General features: G+C 63.5%; 16 protein-coding genes. 9 read left to right on the top strand and 7 right to left on the bottom strand.

The annotated features are described in order from the left end of the window. Positions 1-246 precede the first annotated feature (246 nt). The 6 genes from SB765_RS03550 to SB765_RS03525 all read right to left on the bottom strand — a co-directional run bounded on the left by SB765_RS03550 (position 247) and on the right by SB765_RS03525 (position 5532). The gene (locus SB765_RS03550; protein WP_086974531.1) at positions 247-1029 is read right to left on the bottom strand and encodes an amino acid ABC transporter ATP-binding protein; all 783 of its coding nucleotides are present in this window, start codon (positions 1027-1029) and stop codon (positions 247-249) included. 22 nt (positions 1030-1051) lie between these two features. Further along, positions 1052-2296: an FAD-binding oxidoreductase gene (locus SB765_RS03545; RefSeq protein WP_341798633.1), complete on the bottom strand. Its 1245-nt coding sequence runs from the start codon at positions 2294-2296 to the stop codon at positions 1052-1054. A gap of 16 nt (positions 2297-2312) precedes the next feature. Further along, positions 2313-3023, bottom strand: a complete 711-nt coding sequence (locus SB765_RS03540) for an ABC transporter permease (protein WP_341798634.1) — start codon at positions 3021-3023, stop codon at positions 2313-2315. Next, a complete protein-coding gene (locus SB765_RS03535; RefSeq protein WP_049275942.1) occupies positions 3020-3739 on the bottom strand; it encodes an ABC transporter permease in 720 nt (239 codons plus the stop codon). The genes SB765_RS03540 and SB765_RS03535 overlap by 4 nt, the downstream gene beginning before the upstream one ends. A 145-nt stretch (positions 3740-3884) precedes the next feature. After that, positions 3885-4637, bottom strand: coding sequence for a transporter substrate-binding domain-containing protein (locus SB765_RS03530; protein WP_016499314.1), 753 nt, complete (start codon positions 4635-4637; stop codon positions 3885-3887). Between the two features lie 22 nt (positions 4638-4659). Beyond that, entirely contained in the window at positions 4660-5532 is an 873-nt protein-coding gene (locus tag SB765_RS03525; protein ID WP_016499315.1) for a MurR/RpiR family transcriptional regulator, read from the bottom strand. Between the two features lie 142 nt (positions 5533-5674). Here SB765_RS03525 and SB765_RS03520 point away from each other — a divergent pair, with 142 nt between their 5' ends. The 9 genes from SB765_RS03520 (at position 5675) to SB765_RS03480 (ending at position 21841) form a co-directional block, all read left to right on the top strand. Continuing rightward, positions 5675-6700 (top strand): Ldh family oxidoreductase, encoded by a 1026-nt coding sequence (locus SB765_RS03520; RefSeq protein ID WP_341798635.1) that lies wholly within the window; start codon positions 5675-5677, stop codon positions 6698-6700. A gap of 232 nt (positions 6701-6932) precedes the next feature. Next, complete coding sequence (locus SB765_RS03515; protein ID WP_341798636.1) at positions 6933-8129, top strand: amino acid aminotransferase; 1197 nt, start codon at positions 6933-6935, stop codon at positions 8127-8129. Between the two features lie 247 nt (positions 8130-8376). Further along, a complete protein-coding gene (locus tag SB765_RS03510; RefSeq protein WP_410910310.1) occupies positions 8377-9657 on the top strand; it encodes a serine/threonine transporter in 1281 nt (426 codons plus the stop codon). Positions 9658-9824: 167 nt separating this feature from the next. Next, on the top strand, positions 9825-10325 hold the full coding sequence (tpx, locus tag SB765_RS03505; RefSeq protein WP_016499320.1) for a thiol peroxidase: 501 nt from the start codon (positions 9825-9827) through the stop codon (positions 10323-10325). A gap of 279 nt (positions 10326-10604) precedes the next feature. Beyond that, complete coding sequence (locus SB765_RS03500; protein ID WP_410930943.1) at positions 10605-11915, top strand: MdtA/MuxA family multidrug efflux RND transporter periplasmic adaptor subunit; 1311 nt, start codon at positions 10605-10607, stop codon at positions 11913-11915. Then, positions 11912-15010 (top strand): MdtB/MuxB family multidrug efflux RND transporter permease subunit, encoded by a 3099-nt coding sequence (locus SB765_RS03495; protein WP_410930942.1) that lies wholly within the window; start codon positions 11912-11914, stop codon positions 15008-15010. The genes SB765_RS03500 and SB765_RS03495 overlap by 4 nt, the downstream gene beginning before the upstream one ends. Beyond that, complete coding sequence (locus tag SB765_RS03490) at positions 15007-18114, top strand: efflux RND transporter permease subunit (protein ID WP_410930941.1); 3108 nt, start codon at positions 15007-15009, stop codon at positions 18112-18114. Before SB765_RS03495 ends, SB765_RS03490 begins: the two co-directional genes overlap by 4 nt. Further along, on the top strand, positions 18111-19601 hold the full coding sequence (locus SB765_RS03485; RefSeq protein WP_016499324.1) for an efflux transporter outer membrane subunit: 1491 nt from the start codon (positions 18111-18113) through the stop codon (positions 19599-19601). The genes SB765_RS03490 and SB765_RS03485 overlap by 4 nt, the downstream gene beginning before the upstream one ends. Positions 19602-19753: 152 nt before the next feature. After that, complete coding sequence (locus tag SB765_RS03480) at positions 19754-21841, top strand: putative bifunctional diguanylate cyclase/phosphodiesterase (RefSeq protein ID WP_341798641.1); 2088 nt, start codon at positions 19754-19756, stop codon at positions 21839-21841. Here the strand turns inward: SB765_RS03480 and SB765_RS03475 are convergent. Beyond that, on the bottom strand, positions 21838-22098 hold the full coding sequence (locus SB765_RS03475; RefSeq protein WP_132843521.1) for a DUF1652 domain-containing protein: 261 nt from the start codon (positions 22096-22098) through the stop codon (positions 21838-21840). The genes SB765_RS03480 and SB765_RS03475 overlap by 4 nt on opposite strands. Between the last annotated feature and the right edge of the window lie 243 nt (positions 22099-22341).

Raw genomic sequence — 22341 nt, 5'->3', positions numbered from 1 at the left:
TTTGGGGGCTGAAACCGATGCGGGCCTGTGGCGGCGTGGGTTTGGCGGGGGTGTTGGTCAATAATATTTAACGACGCAGTTGGGTCTTTGCAGCGGTGCAATGAAGGGGGGCTGGAGTTTGTGCTACTGGCGCTATCGCCGGCAAGCCAGCTCCCACAGGTACTGCATCCGCCGTTAAAAGCTGCAGATATCCTGTGGGAGCTGGCTTGCCGGCGATAGGGGCAGCACAGGCATCAAACATTTTGCTCAGTGCAGTATCTGCGCCAGGAACGCCTTGGCGCGCTCGGTACGCGGCTGGTTGAAGAACACCTGCGGCGGGCTGTCTTCGATGATCTGCCCACCCTCCAGGAACAGCACCCGCTCGGCCACTTGCCGGGCAAAGCCCATTTCATGGGTGACGCAGAGCATGGTCATGCCCGTGCCGGCCAGTTGCACCAGCACATCCAGCACCTCGGCGACCATTTCCGGGTCCAGCGCAGAGGTAGGCTCGTCAAACAGCATTATGCGCGGCTTCATGCACAGTGCCCGGGCAATCGCCACGCGCTGCTGCTGGCCGCCTGACAGCTGGCTGGGGTACTTGTGCGCCTGGCTTTCGATACCCACCTTGCTCAGGTACATGCGCGCCCGTTCTTCGGCGTCCTTGCGCGACAGCCCGCGCACGCTGGTGGGTGCCAGCAGGCAGTTGTCGAGCACGCTCATGTGCGGGAACAGGTTGAAATGCTGGAACACCATGCCGATGTCGCTGCGCACCTGCGCCGCTTCACGGGTGGTGGCTGCCAGGTCGATGCCGTCCACCTGGATGTTGCCCTGTTGGGCCACTTCCAGGCGGTTGATGCAGCGGATCAGGGTCGACTTGCCCGAGCCGGACGGCCCGCACAGCACGATGCGTTCGCCTTCGCGTACCTGCAGGTTGATGTTGTGCAGCACGTGGAACGCGCCGTAGTGCTTGTTCAGGCCTTCGATGCGGATCAGCACCGGGCGTGGGTCGGGCTCGGGGGCAAGGCTTGCAAGGCTCAGTGGTGCGGTCATGTTGTTGTTCTCCCGCGTGGGTTCAGTCGAAACGGGTCGCGCTGTAGGGCGCGGGGTCGGTGAAAGGGTGCTCGCCGGTGATCAGCTCTGCCACCAGCCGGCCGCTGACCGGCCCCAGGGTAAGGCCGTGGTGGGCGTGGCCAAAGTTGAACCACAGCCCCGGGTGGCGGGCTGCCGGGCCGATGACCGGGCGCATGTCGGGCAGGCATGGGCGGCGGCCCAGCCAAGGGGTGTCGTCCAGGCGCTCACCCAAGGCCGGGAACAGCTTGCGCGCCAGCGCCTCGCAGCGGCCTAGCTGGATCTGGTTGCCAGGCGCGCTGCTGGCGTCAAACTCGATGCCGGTGGTCAGGCGCACGCCGCGCGCCATCGGCGCCAGCACGTAGCCGCCCTGGGTGTCGCAGATCGAATGCTCAAGCGCCGCGCCGTCACGGGTGCTGTAGTGCATGTGATAGCCGCGCTTGATCGCCAGCGGAATCTGGTAGCCCAGGCCGCTGAACAGGTCGGCCGACTGCGGGCCGAGGCAGGCCACCACCTCGTCGGCGGTAATCGGGCCACGGCGGCTCTCTACCCGCCATTGGCCGTTGGCCTGGCGCAAGCTGCGTGCATCGCCATGCAGGAACAGCCCACCGCGTTGCAGGAACAGCGCCGCATAGCCGCGGGTGAGGGCGCCGGGGTTGTTCACGGTCTTGGGGTCGAGCCAGTGGATGCCGCCCACCACGGTGGCGTCCAGCTGATGCTCGCGAGCCTGCAACTGCCCGCATTCGAGGATTTCAAATTGCAGCCCATAGCGGCCCAGGCCCTTGGCGTCGGCCTTGGCCTGCTCGAACAGGGCAGGGTCACGGAACACTTCGATCCAGCCTTTGGCCTGCACCAGCGCTTCAAGGCCGGCGGCTTTGATCAAGGCGTCGTGTTCTTCGACGCAGCGCTGCACTAGCGGCAGCATGTCGGCGGCGGCCCCGGCCAGGCGCCCCGGGGCTGATTGGCGCCAGTAGCGCCATAGCCACGGCGCAGCCTTGGGCAGGTGCGCCAGGCTGTAGCGCACGTCGGGCTGGCGATTCAGGCCGTAGCGCAACAATGCGCCGAACTGCCGGGGGAAGGCGTAGGGGATGACGCTGGAGCGCTCGATCAGCCCGGCGTTGCCGTGGCTGGTGCCGCTGCCGGGTTCATCACGGTCGATCAGGACGACCTGGCGCCCGCGGGCCTGCAAGTGCAGGGCGGTGCTGACGCCGACGATGCCGGCGCCGAGGACAAGGGTCTGGCAATGCATGGAACGTATCCTTCGGTCAGTTCAGGTGGCGGCCCAGGCGGCCTTCCAGGTGTTTCAGCAGGCGCCGCACCAGTTCGACGATTACCAGGTAGAGCACGGCGGCCCACAGGTAGATCTGGAAGTCGAAACTGCGCGAGAAGGCCAGTTTGGTTACGCCCATCAGGTCGTAGATGGTCACCAGCGAGGCAATTGCGCTGGCCTTGATCATCAGGATCAGTTCGTTGCCCAGCGGGCCGATGGCCACCAGCAACGACTGCGGCAGAATCACCTTGAAAAAGGTGGTCGAGCGCTTAAGGTTCAAAGCCCGCGCCGCTTCATGCTGCCCCGGCGCAACGGCCATCAGGCTGCCGCGGAAGATCTCTGCCTGGTAGGCAGCGGTGTTCAGGGTGAAGGCCAGCAAGGTGCAGAACCACGCTTCGCGGAAAAACCACCACAGGCCGACGTCCTGCCAGAAGCCCTTGAGCGAACCCAGGCCGTAATACAGCAGGAACAGCTGGGCCAGCAGGGGCGAGCCGCGGAAGAAGTACACGTAGCCGGCGGCCATGCGTTGCAGCAGCAGGCTGCGCGACATGCGCGCCAGGGCTAGCAACAGGCCGAGTACGGCGCCCAGGGTGAAGGAAATGGCCACCAGTTTGGCGGTTACCAGCAGGCCGTCGACGAAGCGCGGGCCGTAGCGTTCCAGCAGGTCGGGGTCCACCACCAGTGCCAGCAGTTGTTCAAAGCTCATGCCCGTGCTCCTAGCAGGTGGCGGTTACTGCGCCGTTCGATGAAGGCGAACACGCGCCCGGAAAGCGCTGCGAACAGCAGGTAACCCAGGCAGGCGACGCCATAGAAGAACATCGGCTCCTTGGTCACGCTGACGGCCAGATTGGTCTGGCGCATCAGGTCGACCAGCGAAATGGTCGACACCAGCGAAGTGTCCTTGAGCAGCGACAGCCAGTTGTTCGACAGGCCGGGCAGGGCGATGCGGGTCAGTTGTGGCAGCAGCACCTTGAAGAAGGCGGTGCGCTTGCTCAGGCCCAGCGCCGAGCAGGCCTCCAGCTGGCCCTTGGGCAGGGTCTTGAAGGCGGCCAGCCAGATCTCGCTTGAGAACGCGGCGAACACCAGGCTGAAGGCGATCATCGCGGCGAGGAAGGTGTTGATCAGGAATTCACCCTGATAGCCCATGGCCGCGAGGATTTTCTGCGCGGCGATCTGGCAGCCGTAATAGATGATCAGCAGTGTCAGCAGTTCGGGCAGGCCGCGGAACACCGTAGAGAAGGTGGTGGCCCAGGCCCGTGGCAGGCGCTTGCGCGAGCGCGCTGCCAGCGCTACCAGCAGGCCCAGCGGCAGACCGATGGGCAGGCAGGCCAGTGCCAGTGAAACAGTCACCAGGGCGCCGGCCAGCAGCGCCTGGCCCCAGCCTCCGCTGGCGAAGGACAGCAAGGACAATTGATCGAGCATGACGAACACCTTGTGTTGACCTTACCGGCCCTATCGCCGGCAAGCCAGCCCCCACAAGGGACTGCACATTTGTCAGGCCTTGTGCGGTTCTGTGGGGGCTGGCTTGCCGGCGATAGGGCCGGATCAGGCGAGACGGGCTCTAAGGTCAGTTGTAGATATCGAAAGCGAAGTACTTGCTGGCGATTTTCTGATAGGTACCGTTGGCCACGATCTGTTGCAGCGCGGTGTTCAGGCGCTGGCGCAGGGCTTCGTCGTCCTTGCGCACGGCGATGGCGGCATCGGCCTTGGTGTCGGCCACGTCGCCGAGGATCTTGCAGCAATCCCCGCCGTTCTTGGTCATCCACTCGTGCAGCGGGAATTTATCGGCAATTACCCCGTCCAGGCGCCCGGCGGCCAGGTCGGCGTTGGCTTCATCCATGGTCGGGTACAGCTTCACGTCGGCCCCGGCCTTGCCATACACGTCTTCGGCGTAGATAGCCTGGGTGGACGACGACTGGGCACCGACGGTGTAGCCGACGAAGTCGGTCTGGGCGCTGTCGATCTTGCTGTCCTTGGCGACTGCGACGGTCAGCGGGGTGCGGTAGTAGTGGTCGGTGAAGGCGATTTTCTTGCGCCGCTCTTCGGTATTGATCATCGACGCGACGACGGCGTCGTACTTGCGCGCCATCAGGGCGGGGATGATGCCTTCCCAGTCCTGGGCCACCAGCGTGCACTCGACTTTCATCTGTTCGCACAGGGCATGGGTGATGTCGATATCGAAGCCGTGCAGCTTGTTATCGGCGTCTACATAGTTGAAGGGCGGGTAGGCACCCTCGGTGGCGAAGCGCAGGGTTTCGGCACTGGCGGCACCCGTCAGCAGCAGGGCACACGCACCCACCAAGGCCATGGTCTTGTTCATCTCGCACCTCATTGCACTCTTGCTATTGTTGTTTGCCCGTCGGCCACGAGGTGTAGCCGACGAATTCGTTATGTAGAGCGGCAGTCGCTTCCAAGCGTTTTTCAACATCAGGCCCGAGTTTCTTGCAGACCTCGTTGACCATCAGGTGTACCCACGACAGCATCGTCGAGGTGGATTCCCAGAACAGATTGAACTCGGTGGGGATGCGGAATACCTCGTCGGCGTTGGCATCGGCCCAGTCACAGAAGGTGTCGGTCACCAAGGTGACCGCAATGCCCGCCTCGCGTGCCTTCTGGCACAGCAGCAGGGCGTGGCGGGAATAACGGCGCGCCTCGAACACCACCAAGGCGCTGTCTTCGGCACGCCCCAGCAGCACCTCGCCGAAGTGCCCGGCGCTGATGTCCACCAGTTGCACGCCATCGCGCAGGTACTGCAGCAGGTGGCTCATGCACATGGCGATGCCGCGCTCGGTCTGGAAACCGGCGATGAACACCCGCGGCTTGCTCGCCAGGCGTTGCGCTACGCTGTGCCAGGTGGGGCTTTGGCGGTACTCGTGCACACGCATCAAGGCGGCGATTTCCAGCTCCAGGCTGCCGGCGTTGTCACTGGCGTCCTGGTTCTGGCGGTAATCTTGCAGGCGGTCGCCCACCAGCCATGGGCCGTCGCCCAGGTCGTTCTGCAGGTCTTGCTTAAGCGCCTTGAGGTGGGCATAACCGAGTGAGCGGCAGAAGCGCCCGACGCTGGATTCGCTGACGCCCAGCTTGGCGGCAATGCTGGCCGATGTCTGGAACGGCAGTTCGTGCAGGTTGGCGAGCATGTAGGTGGCGATCTTGCGGCCCGAGGCAGCGGCCCCTTCGAGGCTGTTTTCCAGGCGTTGCTTGATCGGTTGGCTCATGCTGCGGCTCCAAGGGTAAGGCTTGGGAAGAAAATGAATGTTTTCTGTCATCAAGTCAACATTTGACAGATTGCTGTCACATGCCGGAAAGTTTTTGTCGTTGCAACGCTGTAGCCATTCCAATACCAACAAGGAGCTTCAGATGTCCGCACCTTCCACCAGCACCGTCGTGCGTATGCCTTTTACCGAGCTGCAGGGTTTGTTGCAGGCCATTTTTCAGCGCCATGACTGCAGCGAGAGCGTGGCCCGGGTGCTGGCTTACAACTGCGCCAGCGCCCAGCGCGATGGTGCTCACAGCCACGGCGTATTCCGTATGCCTGGCTACGTCTCGACGTTGGCCAGCGGTTGGGTCGATGGCCAGGCCACGCCGAAGGTCAGCGACGTAGCGGCCGGTTATGTACGTGTCGATGCAGCGGGCGGCTTTGCCCAGCCGGCGTTGGCAGCGGCCCGTGAGCTGTTGGTAGCCAAAGCGCGCAACGCGGGTATTGCCGTGCTGGCGATCCATAACTCGCACCACTTCGCCGCGCTGTGGCCGGATGTTGAACCGTTCGCGGAAGAGGGCCTGGTGGCCCTGAGCGTGGTCAACAGCATGACCTGCGTGGTGCCGCATGGCGCGCGCAAGCCCCTGTTTGGTACCAACCCCATCGCTTTTGCGGCGCCATGTGCCGAACACGATCCGATCGTCTTCGACATGGCCACCAGCGCCATGGCCCACGGTGACGTGCAGATTGCCGCGCGTGCCGGCCAGCAACTGCCGGAAGGCATGGGCGTGGACGCCAACGGCGAACCGACCACCGACCCCTTGGCCATTCTCGAAGGCGGCGCCTTGCTGCCGTTTGGCGGGCACAAGGGTTCGGCGTTATCGATGATGGTCGAGTTGCTGGCGGCGGCGCTGACCGGGGGTAATTTCTCCTGGGAATTCGACTGGTCGCGCCACCCGGGGGCGAAGACACCCTGGACCGGGCAGCTGATTATCGTCATCGACCCCGGCAAGGCAGAAGGCGAGCAATTTGCCCAGCGCAGTCGCGCACTGGTGGAGCAGATGCAGGCGGTGGGCCTGACGCGCATGCCGGGTGAGCGGCGCTATCGTGAGCGCGAGGTGGCCGAGGAGGAGGGGGTGGCGCTAACCGAGCAGGAGTTGCAGGGCCTGAAAGAGCTGCTTGCCTGACCCGGCCAATCGCCGGCAAGCAGCTCCCACAGGTACATCACCAAGCTCAAGGCCTGTGGTGTACCTGTGGGAGCTGGCTTGCCGGCGATGAAGGCATCACTGTCAGCACAAATCTTCAGCCATGCAATGTTGCATAGACAACCTTGCACAATAGTGGATGTTCCTGAGCCCACACTCCGGGTATGCTCAGGTCTGCCTTTTCGAACTGTCCTGATCCAAGGAGCTGCACGCTGTGTTCAAACATGTCGATGCCTATGCCGGCGACCCGATCCTCTCGCTGATGGAAACCTTCAAGGCCGACCCGCGCGCCGACAAGGTCAACCTGAGTATCGGCCTGTATTACGATGAGGCCGGCGTGGTGCCGCAACTGGCGGCTGTGGATGCGGTGGAAAAACGCATTGCCGGCCAGGACCACGAAGCGTCCCTTTACCTGCCGATGGAAGGCCTGGCCAGCTACCGCCAGGCGATTCAGGCGCTGCTGTTCGGTGCCGATCACCCGGCGGTGACCGGCGGTCGCGTGGCCACTGTGCAGACCGTGGGTGGCTCCGGCGCCCTGAAAGTCGGTGCCGACTTCCTCAAGCGCTACTTCCCGCAGGCCGAAGTCTGGGTCAGCAACCCGACCTGGGACAACCACCGCGCCATCTTCGAAGGCGCCGGCTTCAAGGTGCACACGTACCCGTATTTTGACCAGGCCACCCGTGGCGTGGACTTCGACGGCATGCTGGCCACCCTGCAGACGCTGCCGGCCAACAGCGTGGTACTGCTGCACCCGTGCTGCCATAACCCCACCGGTGCCGACCTTACGCAAAACCAGTGGCAACAAGTGGTCGAAGTGGTCAAGGCACGCCAGCTGATCCCGTTCCTCGACATCGCCTACCAAGGCTTCGCCGAAGGCCTGGTGGAAGACGCCTACGCCATCCGCGAAATGGCCCGCGCCGGTGTGCCGTGCCTGGTCAGCAACTCGTTCTCGAAGATCTTCTCGCTGTACGGCGAGCGGGTAGGGGGCCTGTCGGTGGTCTGCGACGATGACGCCACTGCCCAGAGCGTGCTCGGCCAGCTCAAGGCGACCGTGCGCCGCAACTACTCCAGCCCGCCCAATTTTGGCGCCCAGCTGGTTGCAGGCGTGCTCAGCGATGCAGTCCTCAATGCCCAGTGGGCCGAGGAAGTCGAAGTGATGCGCAAGCGTATCCTCGACATGCGTCAGGCGCTGGTCGATGCCCTGGCTGTGTTGCTGCCAGGCCAGGACTTCCAGTTCTTCCTGCGCCAGCGTGGCATGTTCAGCTACACCGGCTTCAGCGTCGAGCAAGTGCGCCGCCTGCGCGACGAGTTTGGCGTGTACCTGATCGACAGTGGCCGCGTGTGCATGTCCGGCTTGCGCCCGGCCAACCTGCAACAGGTTGCCGAAGCGTTCGCTGCTGTTCAGAAGTAATTTCTCAAGGGGCCCTGCGCGGCCCTTCCTGTGGGAGCGGCCTTGCCGGGGCGCTCCCACAATCATCGCCTTAGCCTGCCGGTCTGGCGTGCTTGTAAAGACAAGTGCAACCGCCCCTCGGAAAAGGGCTTCGCAAGTGCAACCTTTCCGTGCACAATCGCGCCCCTCTTTTCCGGTTGAGTTGGGCGAACGCACTGTTTCGCCATTCTCAGCCTGTTGCAGTCTTGCGAGTGGAGCTTCACCCGGAATGAATGAGCAGGCCCCAAGCGTTGAACAACGCTTTGCAGAATCGACCCCCGCCACCCTCGGCAGCTGGGCGCGTCACGACACCACCTGGATGCTGGGCCTGTTCGGCACAGCCATTGGCGCCGGAACCTTGTTCCTGCCAATAAACGCCGGCCTTGGCGGTTTCTGGCCGCTGCTGATCCTGGCTGTACTGGCCTTCCCAATGACCTACTTCGCTCACCGCGGGTTGACCCGCTTCGTGCTCTCCGGGCGCAATGGTGGCGACATCACCGAAGTGGTCAAAGAGCACTTCGGCAGCAACGCCGGTGCCGCGATCACCGTGCTGTACTTCTTCGCGATCTTCCCCATCCTGCTTATCTATAGCGTGGCGCTGACCAACACCGTGTCCAGCTTCATGGAGCACCAGCTGCACATGGCGCCGCCACCGCGGGCCATCCTGTCGTTTGTGCTGATCCTCGGCCTGCTGGCCATCGTGCGCTGCGGCGAGCAGGCCACGGTCAAGGTCATGAGCCTGCTGGTGTACCCGTTCATCGTCGCCCTGGCGCTGCTGGGCCTGTACCTGGTGCCACACTGGACTGGTGGCATCCTCGACAGCGCCACACACGTGCCGCCGGCCTCGGCCTTCCTGCATACCCTGTGGCTGGCTATTCCGGTGATGGTGTTCTCGTTCAACCACTCGCCGATCATTTCGGCCTTCGCCGTCGACCAGAAGCGCCGCTACGGCGAGCATGCCGACGAGCGTAGCGGCCAGATCCTGCGCCGTGCCCACCTGCTGATGGTGGTGATGGTGCTGTTCTTCGTGTTCAGCTGCGTGCTCACCCTGAGCAGCGCCCAACTGGCCGAAGCCAAGGCACAGAACCTGTCGATCCTGTCGTACCTGGCCAACCACTTCAGCAACCCGACCATCGCGTTCGCTGCGCCGCTGATCGCCTTCGTGGCCATCGCCAAGTCGTTCCTGGGCCATTACATCGGTGCCAGTGAAGGCCTGAAGGGTATTATCGCCAAGACCGGTGCACGCCCGGGTGCCAAAACCCTGGACCGCGTGGTAGCCGCGTTGATGCTGGTAGTGTGCTGGATCGTTGCCACCCTCAACCCGAGCATCCTCGGCATGATCGAATCGCTCGGCGGCCCGATCCTTGCGGTGCTGTTGTTCCTGATGCCGATGTACGCCATCCACCGTGTTCCGTCGATGCGCAAGTACAGCGGTGCAGCCTCCAACGTGTTCGTTGTAGTGGTCGGCCTGGTTGCGTTGACCTCGGTGGTGTACGGCCTGCTGGGCTGATTCGCTGCCTGAAATAAAGAATGCCCGGGTCGCTTGTCGCAACCTGGGCATTTTTTTGTCCACAAAAATTGTCCGGCAATAGAACAATTTCACCTGCCCCCATAGGCACCCGGCCGCCTTCATGCTTAACTCAGTGTCCTTTTCAAACCCAGCATAAGGATTTCGTCATGGCTCAAGTGACTCTCAAAGGCGGCCCGGTTCAGGTCAACGGCGAACTGCCGAAAATCGGCGCCCAGGCTCCGGCATTCTCCCTGGTCGGTGAAGGCCTGGCTGACAAGTCGCTGAAGGACTACGCCGGCAAGCGCAAGGTGCTGAACATCTTCCCAAGCGTTGACACCCCAACCTGCGCCACCTCCGTGCGCAAGTTCAACGCCCAGGCCAACGATGTGGCCAACACCGTGGTGCTGTGCATCTCCGCCGACCTGCCGTTTGCCCAAGCACGCTTCTGCGGTGCCGAAGGCCTGGAAAACGTGAAGAACCTGTCGACCCTGCGTGGCCGCGAGTTCCTCGAAAACTACGGCGTCGCCATCGCCGACGGCCCGCTGGCCGGCCTGGCTGCCCGCGCCGTGGTGGTGCTGGATGAAAACGACAAAGTGCTGCACAGTGAACTGGTTGGCGAAATTGCTGACGAGCCGAACTACGATGCAGCGCTGGCAGTACTGAAGTAAGGGTTGCGGGGCAGGGCGGCTGAGTCCTGTGGTGGCCTCTTCGCGGGTGAACCCGCGAAAGGGCCAGCCCAGGCAACCGAAACCTTTCAGCCCGCCACTACTCCAAGCAACACCCTGTAACGGCCCGGAACGCTTTCCGGGCCGTTTTCATTTAAAGTTCAGCGTCTTGGCAACGTCAGCCAAAGGTAAACCTCTGGTAAAGGCCCTTTGCTAAAACGATGCCATTGCTTATCGTTCACCCTCCCCAAGCCGCCATTCCGAACAAGGTTCGTTCAACCCATGCAAGTGTCCAATTCCCGTTCCCCCCGTCGCTGGCTCGTCGGCCTGCTGATCCTGCTGCTGGTGGCTGCCCTGGCCTGGTGGCTGTGGCCTGCAGCAACGCCTGCGCATAAAGAAGCCGGCGGCGGCGGGCGCGGTGGCAAGGGCATGGGCATGATGGGCGGCCGCCCAGGGTTCGGCGGCTCCAGCGAAGCGGTGCCGGTACGCGTCGAACCGGTACGCGTGGGCGACTTCCCCCTGTATTACAAAGCCCTGGGCACAGTCACCGCCACCAACACGGTCAATGTGCGCAGCCGCGTGGCTGGCGAGCTGGTGAAGATCCACTTCAAGGAAGGCCAGCAGGTCAAAGCCGGCGACTTGCTCGCCGAAATCGACCCGCGCTCGTACCGCATCGCCCTGCAGCAGGCCGAAGGTACGCTGGCACAAAACCAGGCGCAGCTGAAGAACGCCCAGGTGGATGTAGCCCGCTACAAAGGCCTGTACGCCGAAGACAGTATCGCCAAGCAAACCCTCGACACCGCCGAAGCGCAGGTGGCGCAGTTCCAGGGGCTGGTCAAGACCAACCAGGCACAGGTCAACGACGCCCGGCTGAACCTCGACTTCACCCAGATCCGTGCGCCGATCAACGGCCGCGTGGGCCTGCGCCAGCTCGACCTGGGCAACCTCGTTGCGGCCAACGACACCACGGCACTGGTGGTGATTACCCAGACCGAGCCGATCAACGTCGCCTTCACCCTGCCGGAAACCGAGCTGAGCACCGTGCTGGAACGCTACCGCAGCGGCGCCATCCTGCCAGTCGAGGCCTGGGACCGCAGTGACAGCAAGCTGCAGTCCACTGGCGTGCTGGGCAGCATCGACAACCAGATCGACATTACGACCGGTACGCTCAAGTTCAAGGGCCACTTCGAGAACAAGGACCTCGCCCTGTTCCCCAACCAGTTCGTCAACGTGCGCCTGCTGGCCGATACCCTCAAGCAGGTGATCATGGCCCCGGCAGCGGCCATCCAGTTTGGTAACGACGGTACCTTTGCCTATGTGGTAAACGCTGAAAACACGGTGAACGTGCGCAAGCTCAAGGTCGGCGCCAGCGATGGCGAGAACAGCGTCATCCTCGAAGGCCTGAAGGCGGGTGACCGCCTGGTGCTGGAAGGCACCGACCGCCTGCGCGAAGGGACCAAGGTGGAAGTGGTCGAAGACAGCTCGCAAGTACCGACCACCCCAGGCCAGCACCTGCAAGGCCAGGAAGCCAAAGGTTCGGCGCACACAGGTGAAGCGCAGCCTGGCAACGCAGCAGGCAAGGCGGGCGCATGAATTTCTCGCGTCTGTTCATCCTGCGGCCGGTCGCCACCACGCTGAGCATGCTGGCCATCGTCCTGGCCGGCCTGATCGCCTACAAGCTGCTGCCGGTTTCCGCTTTACCGCAGGTGGATTACCCGACCATCCGCGTCATGACGCTGTACCCCGGTGCCAGCCCGGAGGTCATGACCAGCGCTGTCACCGCCCCCCTGGAGCGCCAGTTCGGCCAGATGCCCGGCCTGGAACAAATGGCTTCCACCAGTTCCGGTGGTGCCTCGGTGCTGACCCTGCGTTTCAACCTCGACATGAACATGGACGTTGCCGAGCAACAGGTGCAGGCTGCGATCAACGCTGCCAGCAACCTGCTGCCCAGCGACCTGCCAGCGCCGCCGGTTTACAACAAGGTCAACCCGGCCGACACCCCGGTGCTGACCCTGGCCATTTCCAGCAAGACAATGCCGCTGCCCAAGCTCAACGACCTGGTCGATACGCGTGTGGCGCAAAAGCTCGCGCAGATCAGCGGCGTGGGCATGGTCAGCATTGCCGGCGGCCAGCGCCAGGCGGTACGCATCAAGGTCAACGTCGACGCCCTGGCGGCCAACGGCCTGAACCTGGATGACGTGCGCACGCTGATCGGCGCCTCGAACGTGAACCAGCCCAAGGGCAATTTCGATGGCCCCACCCGGGTGTCGATGCTCGATGCCAATGACCAGCTGCGTTCCCCCGAGGAATACGCCAACCTGATCCTGGCCTACACCAACGGTGCACCGCTGCGTCTGAAAGATGTGGCCGAAATCGTCGATGGCGCAGAAAACGAGCGCCTGGCCGCCTGGGCCAACGAAAACCACGCGGTGCTGCTGAACATCCAGCGCCAGCCTGGCGCCAACGTCATCGAAGTGGTCGACCGCATCAAGGAGCTGTTGCCGTCGATCACCGACAACCTGCCGGCCGGCCTCGATGTATCGGTGCTGACCGACCGCACCCAGACCATTCGCGCCGCAGTCAAGGACGTACAGCATGAACTGCTGATCGCCATCGTCCTGGTGGTAATGGTTACCTTCGTCTTCCTGCGCCGTTTCAGCGCCACCCTCATTCCGTCGATTGCCGTGCCACTGTCACTGATCGGCACCTTCGGCGTGATGTACCTGGCCGGTTTCTCGGTGAACAACCTGACGTTGATGGCCCTGACCATTGCCACCGGCTTTGTGGTCGACGACGCCATTGTCATGCTGGAGAACATCTCCCGGCACATCGAAGAGGGCGAGACGCCCATGCAGGCGGCGCTCAAGGGCGCCCGGCAGATCGGCTTCACCCTGATTTCGCTAACCTTCTCGCTGATCGCGGTATTGATCCCGTTGCTGTTCATGGCTGACGTGGTCGGCCGCCTGTTCCGCGAGTTCGCCATCACCCTTGCAGTGGCCATCCTGATCTCCCTGGTGGTGTCGCTGACCCTGACGCCGATGATGTGCGCCCGCTTGCTCAAACGCGAGCCCAAGGAAGAAGAACAAGGCCGCTTCTACCGCGCCAGCGGCGCCTGGATCGACTGGCTGATCAAACACTACGGCAACGCCCTGCAGTGGGTACTCAAGCACCAGCCGCTGACCCTGTTGGTGGCCGTGGCCAGCCTGGTGCTGACCGTGTTCCTGTACATGGTGGTGCCCAAGGGCTTCTTCCCGGTGCAGGACACCGGGGTGATCCAGGGCATTTCCGAAGCACCGCAGTCCACGTCGTTCGCCGCCATGAGCGAGCGTCAGCAGGCCCTGAGCAAGGTGATCCTGCAGGACCCTGCCGTGCAAAGCCTGTCGTCCTACATCGGCGTCGATGGCGACAACGCCACGCTCAACAGCGGCCGCCTGTTGATCAACCTCAAGCCTCACGGCGAGCGCGATGTCACAGCCAGCGAAGTCATCAGCCGCCTGCAGCCACAACTGGACCGGCAGGTGGGTATCCGCCTGTTCATGCAGCCGGTGCAGGACTTGAGCATCGAGGACCGGGTCAGTCGTACCCAGTACCAGTTCAGCCTGTCGTCGCCGGACGCCGACCTGCTGGCGCAGTGGAGCGGCAAGCTGGTGCAGGCGTTGCAGCAACGCGCAGAACTGGCCGACGTGGCCAGCGACCTCCAGGACAAGGGTTTGCAGGTGTACCTGGTGATCGACCGTGACATGGCCAGCCGCTTGGGCATCAGCGTGTCGCAGATCACCAACGCCCTGTACGACGCCTTCGGCCAGCGGCAGATCTCGACCATCTACACCCAGGCCAGCCAGTACCGCGTGGTGCTGCAGTCGAAGGACGCTTCAGTGATCGGCCCGCAGGCGCTGGAGTCGATCCACGTCAAGGCTACCGATGGCGGCCAGGTGCGGCTGTCGGCGCTGGCGCGCATCGAGCAGCGCCAGGCCCAGCTGGCCATTTCCCACATCGGCCAGTTCCCGGCGGTGACCCTGTCGTTCAACCTGGCCCATGGCGCGTCGTTGGGCGAAGCTGTGCAGGTGATCGAGCAGGTGCAGCAGGACATCGGCATGCCGCTGGGGGTACAAACCCGCTTCCAGGGCGCCGCGCAGGCCTTCCAGGCGTCGCTGTCCAGCACCTTGCTGCTGATTCTGGCGGCGGTGGTGACCATGTACATCGTGCTGGGCGTGCTGTACGAAAGCTACATCCACCCGGTGACCATCCTCTCGACCCTGCCCTCGGCGGCGGTGGGTGCCTTGCTGGCCTTGCTCATCAGCGGCAACGACCTTGGCATGATTGCCATCATCGGCATCATCTTGCTGATCGGCATCGTCAAGAAGAACGCGATCATGATGATCGACTTTGCCCTTGAGGCCGAGCGCCACCAGGGCATGAGCCCGCGTGATGCGATTTACCAGGCGGCGCTGCTGCGCTTTCGGCCGATCCTGATGACCACCCTGGCCGCGCTGTTCGGTGCGGTGCCGCTGATGCTCGCGACCGGTTCCGGCGCCGAGCTGCGCCAGCCGCTGGGCCTGGTGATGGTCGGCGGGTTGCTGGTCAGCCAGGTGCTGACGCTGTTCACCACGCCGGTCATCTACCTGTACTTCGACCGCTTGGCCCGCCGCTGGCGCCCGGCCACTGACGTGAAGCAGGCCGAGGCATGAACCTGTCCGGTCCTTTCATCCGTCGCCCTGTTGCGACCATGCTGCTGAGCCTGGCGATCATGCTACTGGGCGGGGTCAGCTTCGGCCTGTTGCCTGTGTCACCGCTGCCGCAGATGGACTTCCCCGTAATCGTGGTGTCGGCCAACTTGTCCGGCGCCAGCCCGGAGGTCATGGCCTCCACCGTGGCCACGCCACTGGAGCGCAAGCTGGGCAGCATCGCCGGCGTGACCACATTGACCAGCAGCTCCAACCAAGGCTCCACGCGGGTCATCATCGGCTTCGAGATGGGCCGCGACATCGACGGCGCGGCGCGCGAGGTGCAGGCAGCGATCAACGCCACCCGTAACCTGCTGCCCAGCGGCATGCGCAGCATGCCCACCTACAAGAAGATCAACCCGTCGCAAGCACCGATCATGGTGCTGTCGCTGACGTCGGACGTGCTGCAGAAAGGCCAGCTGTACGACCTGGCCGACACTATCCTGTCGCAGAGCCTGGCCCAGGTATCGGGGGTAGGTGAGGTGCAGATCGGCGGCAGTTCGCTGCCGGCGGTGCGCATTGCCGTCGAGCCGCAATTGCTCAACCAGTACGGCGTGTCGCTGGACGATGTGCGTACGGCCGTGTCCAACGCCAACCAGCGCCGGCCAATGGGTTTTGTCGAGGATGCCGAGCGTAACTGGCAGGTGAGGGCCAACGACCAGCTGGAAAGCGCCAAGGATTACGAGCCGGTGGTGATCCGGCAGCAGAACGGCACCATCCTGCGCCTGTCCGACGTGGCCACCATTACCGATGGCGTGGAAAACCGCTACAACAGCGGTTTCTTCAATGACCAGAGCGCGGTGCTGCTGGTGGTCAACCGCCAGACCGGTGCCAACATCATCGAAACGGTCGACCAGATCAAGGCGCAGTTGCCAGCCCTGCAGTCGTTGCTGCCGGCCAATGTGCAACTGAACGTGGCAATGGACCGCTCGCCGGTGATCAAGGCCACCCTGAAGGAGGCCGAACACACCCTGTTGATCGCTGTGGTGCTGGTGATCCTGGTGGTGTACCTGTTCCTCGGCAGCCTGCGCGCCTCACTCATCCCCAGCCTGGCAGTGCCAGTGTCTCTGGTGGGGACTTTCGCAGTCATGTACCTGTGCGGCTTCTCGCTCAACAACCTGTCGCTGATGGCCTTGATCCTTGCCACTGGCCTGGTGGTGGACGACGCCATCGTGGTGCTGGAGAACATCTCGCGGCACATCGAGGACGGCCAGCCGCCGATGAAGGCGGCCTTCCTGGGGGCCAAGGAAGTGGGCTTCACCTTGCTGTCGATGAACGTGTCGCTGGTGGCTGTATTCGTCTCCATCCTGTTCATGGGCGGCATCGTGCGCAACCTGTTCCAGGAGTTCTCGATCACACTGGCGGCGGCGATCATCGTGTCGCTGGTGGTATCGCTGACACTCACGCCGATGCTGTGCGCCCGCTGGCTCAAACCACACCAGGCCGAGCAGGCCCGCGTGCAGCGCTGGAGCGACAAGGTGCACCAGCGAATGGTCAACGCCTATGACCGCAGCCTGGGCTGGGTCTTGCGCCACAAGGGCCTGACCTTGCTCAGCCTGCTGGCGACCATTGCTATCAACATCGCCCTGTACGTGGTGGTGCCCAAGACGCTGATGCCGCAGCAGGACACTGGCCAGCTGATGGGCTTTATCCGCGGTGATGACGGCCTGTCGTTCAGCGTGATGCAGCCGAAAATGGAGATCTACCGGCGCGCGTTGCTGGCCGACCCGGCAGTGCAGAGCGTTGCCGGTTTCATCGGTGGCAACAGCGGCACCAACAATGCCGTGGTGCTGGTGCGCCTGAAGCCGATCAGCGAGCGCAAGATCGATGCGCAGAAGGTGATCGAGCGCCTGCGTAAGGAAATGCCCAAAGTGCCCGGAGGTCGGCTGTTCCTGATGGCTGACCAGGACCTGCAACTGGGTGGCGGCGGGCGTGACCAGAGCTCGTCGCAGTACCTGTATACCCTGCAGAGCGGCGACCTGGCGGCATTGCGCCAGTGGTTCCCCAAGATGGTTGCGGCGCTGCGTGCACTGCCGGAGCTGACCGCCATCGACGCCCGTGACGGCTCCGGTACCCAGCAGGTGACGCTGGTGGTCGACCGTGACCAGGCCAAGCGCCTGGGCATCGACATGGACATGGTCACCTCGGTGTTGAACAACGCCTACAGCCAGCGTCAGATCTCCACCATCTACGACAGCCTCAACCAGTACCAGGTGGTGCTGGAAATCAACCCGAAATACGCCTGGGACCCGAGCACCCTCGAGCAAGTACAGGTCATTACCGCTGACGGCGCCCGCGTGCCGCTGTCGACCATCGCCCGTTACGAGAACAGCCTGGCCAACGACCGGGTCAGCCACGAAGGCCAGTTCGCCTCCGAAGACATCGCCTTCGACGTCGCCGAAGGCTACAGCCCCGACCAGGCCATGGCAGCGGTGGAGCGGGCGGTGGCTAAGCTGGGCTTGCCCGAAGAGGTGATTGCCAAGCTCGGCGGTACTGCCGATGCCTTTGCCAAGACCCAGCAGGGCCAGCCGTTCATGATCCTTGGCGCACTGCTGCTGGTGTATCTGGTGCTGGGCATTCTTTATGAAAGCTACATCCACCCGCTGACCATTCTCTCGACACTGCCTTCGGCAGGCGTTGGTGCCTTGCTGACGCTGTACGTCACCGGTGGCGAATTCAGCTTGATCTCGCTGTTGGGGTTGTTCCTGCTGATCGGTGTGGTGAAGAAGAACGCCATTTTGATGATCGACCTGGCCTTGCAGCTGGAGCGCCATCAGGGCATGTCGCCGGAAGAGTCGATCCGCCGGGCCTGCCTGCTGCGCCTGCGACCGATCCTGATGACCACCCTGGCCGCCATCCTTGGCGCCTTGCCGCTGCTGCTGAGCCATGCCGAGGGCGCGGAAATGCGCCAGCCGCTGGGCCTGACCATCATCGGTGGCCTGGTGTTCAGCCAGGTCCTCACCCTTTACACGACGCCGGTTGTCTACCTGTACCTGGACCGCCTGCGCCACCGTTTCAACCGTTGGCGCGGCGTGCGCACCGACGCCGCCCTGGAAACCCCGCTATGACTTTTGCCCAGACCCCACTTCACCGTGCGCTGCAAGCGCTGACCCGTGGGCGTGGCTCGCGCCTGCTCGGCGCCGGGTTGTGCGTGGCCTTGCTCAGTGCCTGTACCCTGAGCCCGGACTACCACCGCCCCGAGCTGAACAGCCCGGCGGCGCAGTTCAAACACGCCGAAGGCTGGAGCCAGGCCACGCCATCCGATGCCATCGCCCGCGGCGCCTGGTGGGAAATCTACGGCGATACCGGGCTCAATGCGTTGGTCGAGGAGCTTAACCGCAGCAACCAGACCGTGGCGCAATCAGAAGCGCAGTACCGCCAGGCCCAGGCGCTGGTGCGCAGCAGCCGTGCGGCGCTGTTCCCCAGCCTGGACCTGAGTGCCAGCAAGAACCGCTCGGCGCAGGGTACCGGCAGCTCCAGTTCCAGCTTGTCCAACAACAGCAGCGGCATCCGCAATACCTACAACGCCCAACTCGGTGTCAGCTGGGAAATCGACCTGTGGGGCAAGTTGCGCGAAACCATGAATGCCAACGAGGCCAGTGCCGAAGCCAGCCTCGCCGACCTCGCTTCGATCCGCTTGAGCCAGCAATCGGAGCTGGTGCAGAACTACCTGCAATTGCGGGTCATCGATGAGCAGAAGCGTTTGCTGGAAGCCACCGTGGCGGCCTATGAGCGCTCGTTGCGGATGACCGAAAACCAGTACCGCGCTGGTGTCTCTGGCCCGGATGCCGTGGCCCAGGCGCGTACCCAGCTGAAGAGCACCCAGGCTGATTTGATCGACCTGATCTGGCAGCGTGCGCAGTTCGAGAACGCCATCGCCGTGCTGCTGGGCAAGACCCCGGCCGATTTCGCCCTGGCTGACAGCAAGGCCATTCCGGCATTGCCGCAAATTCCGGTTTCGCTGCCGTCGCAGCTGCTGGAGCGTCGGCCGGACATCGCTGCTGCCGAACGCAACGTGATGGCGGCCAATGCCAATATCGGTGTGTCGCGGGCAGCGTACTTCCCCGATCTCAGCCTGAGCATGAGTGGTGGTTATTCCAGCAGCAGCTTCAGCAACTGGATCGAACTGCCCAACCGCTACTGGTCGGTAGGCCCGCAGCTGGCGCTGACCCTGTTCGACGCCGGCAAGCGCAGCGCCGAGGTAGACCGTACGGTGGCGGTCTATGACCAGACCGTGGCGCAGTACCGCCAGACCGTGCTGGATGGCTTCAAGGAAGTGGAAAACCTGTTGGTGCAGTTGAAGGTGTATGGCGATGAAGCGGTGGTGCGCCAGGAGGCGCTGGACGCTGCACGCGAGTCGCTGCGCCTGACCGAGAACCAGTACCGCGCGGGGCTGATTGGCTATCTGGATGTCGTCAACGTACAGACCACGGCGCTGAGCAACGAGCGCAGCGTATTGAACCTGCTGCAAGGCCGCCTGGTGGCCAGTGTGCAATTGGTGGCGGCATTGGGTGGCGGCTGGGATGCAGAGCAGGCGTTTGCCGAGCAGGACTGAAGTGAACGCACGCTTTTGTGGGAGCGGCCTTGTGTAGCGAAAGGGCTCGTATTGGATCCATTCCCATTCGCAAAAACCCCGTGCGTTTCGCCTAAGCTTGAGTACAATCGTCAGCTTTTGCCGGGCCCCATGTCCCGTCGCTGGAATTCCCAATGCTGACCGGTAGCTACTCCTCTTCGCTGGTGTTGATTTCGCTGTGCGTGGCGATTCTGGCGTCCTACACCGCCCTTGACCTGACCGGCCGTATTGCCACGGCCAAGGGGCGGGCGTCGTACTTGTGGATGGGAGGCGGCGCGCTGGCCATGGGCATCGGCGTGTGGTCGATGCACTTCATCGGCATGCTCGCGTTCAGCCTGCCCATCGACCTGGGCTATGACCTGGCCCTTACCGCGTTCTCGCTGCTGATCGCCGTCCTGTCCTCGGGTTTTGCCCTGTGGCTGGTGAGCCAGCCGAGCTTGCCGTGCCTGCAACTGGGTTTTGGCGCGCTGATCATGGGCGCCGGCATTGCCTGCATGCACTACACCGGCATGGCTGCGCTGCGCATGTTGCCGGGCATCGACTACGACCCGGCGCTGTTCGGGGCCTCGCTGCTGATCGCCGTGGGCGCCTCGGCAGCGGCGTTGTGGATCGCCTTCCGTCTGCGCCGGCACACCCCCTATGTGCGGCAGATCCGTGGCCTGGCGGCGGTGGTGATGGGCATCGCCATCGTTGGCATGCACTACACCGGCATGGCGGCGGCGAATTTCCCCGAGGGCAGCTTCTGCGGTGCTCTGGGCGGCGGGCTGCAGGGCGACGGCCTGGTCTATCTGGTGCTGATCACCACCCTGGCGGTGCTGGCGGTGGCCTTGCTGACCTCGGTGCTGGACGCCCGCCTGGAGGCGCGCACTGCCGAGCTGGCCCGTTCGCTGACACTGGCCAACCAGGAACTGACCCAGCTGGCCCTGCACGACACCCTCACCGACCTGCCCAACCGTACCCTGCTGGCCGACCGCATCGAGCAGGCCATCGCCAAGGTGGCGGAGCAGGGTGGCTGTTTTGCCCTGATGTTCATCGACCTGGACGGCTTCAAGCCAGTCAACGATGCCTTTGGCCATCATATCGGTGACCTGCTGCTCAAGGCAGTGGCGTCCCGCCTGCGCGGCCACCTGCACAGCCAGGACACCCTCGCGCGTATCGGCGGCGACGAATTCGTGCTGCTGGTAGAGCTGCAGGAGCCTGACGATGCCATGGACGTGGCGGTCAAGCAGGTGAACCTGGTGTCACGGCCATTCCGCGTGGCCGAGCATGACCTGCAACTGTCGGCGAGCCTGGGCATCGTCCTGTACCCCGGCAACGGCCACGACCAGCACGAGTTGCTGCGCAATGCCGATGCCGCCATGTACCACGCCAAGAGCGCGGGCAAGAACGGCTACAGCTTCTTTGATGTGTCGATGAACAGCAACGCACGCCAGCAACTGCAACTGCTGCAGGACCTGCGCCAGGCGCTGGAGCAAGGCCAGTTCCGTTTGCATTACCAGCCCAAGTTTGACGCCCAGGCCTGCCTGCCGATCGGTGCCGAGGCTTTATTGCGTTGGGAGCACCCGCAGCACGGTCTGTTGCTGCCCGACCGCTTCATCGGCCTGGCAGAAAAGACCGGCCTGATTATCCCGATTGGTGAGTGGGTACTTGACGAAGCCTGCCGGCAGATGCGGCATTGGCTGGATCAGGGGCACGCGGGCTGGCGCATGGCGGTGAACCTGTCGGCCATCCAGTTCTGCCATGCAGGGCTGGTCGAGAGTGTGGCCCGCGCCCTGCAGGAGAACGGGCTGCCGGCCAATTGCCTGACCCTGGAAATTACCGAAACCACCGCCATGCACGACGCCGATGCCAGCCTGACGGTGCTGCAACGCCTGTCCACCATGGGTGTGGACCTGTCCATCGATGATTTTGGCACCGGTTACTCCAGCCTGATGTACCTCAAGCGCCTGCCGGCCAACGAGCTGAAGATCGACCGTGGCTTCGTGCGAGACCTGGAGCAGGACAGTGACGATGCAGCGATTGTCTCGGCAATCGTCGCATTGGGCCAGGCACTGGGCCTGCGCATTGTTGCCGAAGGGGTGGAGACCGACAAACAGCAGGACTTTCTGACCCGACTGGGCTGTGATTCGCTGCAAGGATACCTGCTGGGGCAGCCGGTACCAGCCGAGCAGTTCATGGGCAAGTTGCAGGCCTTGCGCCAGGACAAGAGCGTTGCAGGCTAAACAGCGCGGCGCAAGGAGAGGGCGGGTATGAACGCGTCCATTTCCGCTTCGACGGCTTCGATGATGCGCTCCACATCGGCTGCGGCCATGATGGCTGAACACGGGATGCCGGCGATGGCCATGAGGGTTTCGCCGGTGGCGCGGTCGAACAGCCGCGCGACCATGCTGCGCGGCGCATCCATGTTGGCTTCGAAGCCCAATGGATGAAAGTGCCAGCGCATCACCTGGCAGGCGTTTGGGAACGTCATCTTGTTCATGCCAGCCTCCTTGTCCGTGCCTGGACGTGGTGAACAGCCAGCCACGCCTATGTGGCTGCCGGGAATGTAAACATAGCAGTTGCTACGGGTGATTCTCGGCTGCAAACATGACAAATGTAGCAATCCATGACTTGGGTCACACCCGGGCGATCATGCCCATAAGCCCGCTGCGTTCAGGCAAACGTTTACTTCACGCGATAGCGCCGGTTATCCGCTTCAATCAGGCAGCCCTCCGGGTTATCG

It is taken from the genome of Pseudomonas sp. SIMBA_067, assembly GCF_046534675.1.
Classification (GTDB): domain Bacteria; phylum Pseudomonadota; class Gammaproteobacteria; order Pseudomonadales; family Pseudomonadaceae; genus Aquipseudomonas; species Aquipseudomonas putida.
This window is presented reverse-complemented; position numbering and strand designations above follow the sequence as displayed.

What these genes read in the sequence shown, in the direction of transcription:
- SB765_RS03530 (WP_016499314.1), bottom strand. Translation starts at nt 4,637, where the DNA reads ATGAACAAGACCATGGCCTTGGTGGGTGCGTGTGCCCTGCTGCTGACG.
- SB765_RS03535 (WP_049275942.1), bottom strand. Translation starts at nt 3,739, where the DNA reads ATGCTCGATCAATTGTCCTTGCTGTCCTTCGCCAGCGGAGGCTGGGGC.
- SB765_RS03495 (WP_410930942.1), top strand. Translation starts at nt 11,912, where the DNA reads ATGAATTTCTCGCGTCTGTTCATCCTGCGGCCGGTCGCCACCACGCTG.
- SB765_RS03485 (WP_016499324.1), top strand. Translation starts at nt 18,111, where the DNA reads ATGACTTTTGCCCAGACCCCACTTCACCGTGCGCTGCAAGCGCTGACC.
- tpx (WP_016499320.1), top strand. Translation starts at nt 9,825, where the DNA reads ATGGCTCAAGTGACTCTCAAAGGCGGCCCGGTTCAGGTCAACGGCGAA.
- SB765_RS03520 (WP_341798635.1), top strand. Translation starts at nt 5,675, where the DNA reads ATGTCCGCACCTTCCACCAGCACCGTCGTGCGTATGCCTTTTACCGAG.
- SB765_RS03525 (WP_016499315.1), bottom strand. Translation starts at nt 5,532, where the DNA reads ATGAGCCAACCGATCAAGCAACGCCTGGAAAACAGCCTCGAAGGGGCC.
- SB765_RS03510 (WP_410910310.1), top strand. Translation starts at nt 8,377, where the DNA reads ATGAATGAGCAGGCCCCAAGCGTTGAACAACGCTTTGCAGAATCGACC.
- SB765_RS03490 (WP_410930941.1), top strand. Translation starts at nt 15,007, where the DNA reads ATGAACCTGTCCGGTCCTTTCATCCGTCGCCCTGTTGCGACCATGCTG.
- SB765_RS03540 (WP_341798634.1), bottom strand. Translation starts at nt 3,023, where the DNA reads ATGAGCTTTGAACAACTGCTGGCACTGGTGGTGGACCCCGACCTGCTG.
- SB765_RS03475 (WP_132843521.1), bottom strand. Translation starts at nt 22,098, where the DNA reads ATGAACAAGATGACGTTCCCAAACGCCTGCCAGGTGATGCGCTGGCAC.
- SB765_RS03545 (WP_341798633.1), bottom strand. Translation starts at nt 2,296, where the DNA reads ATGCATTGCCAGACCCTTGTCCTCGGCGCCGGCATCGTCGGCGTCAGC.
- SB765_RS03550 (WP_086974531.1), bottom strand. Translation starts at nt 1,029, where the DNA reads ATGACCGCACCACTGAGCCTTGCAAGCCTTGCCCCCGAGCCCGACCCA.
- SB765_RS03480 (WP_341798641.1), top strand. Translation starts at nt 19,754, where the DNA reads ATGCTGACCGGTAGCTACTCCTCTTCGCTGGTGTTGATTTCGCTGTGC.
- SB765_RS03500 (WP_410930943.1), top strand. Translation starts at nt 10,605, where the DNA reads ATGCAAGTGTCCAATTCCCGTTCCCCCCGTCGCTGGCTCGTCGGCCTG.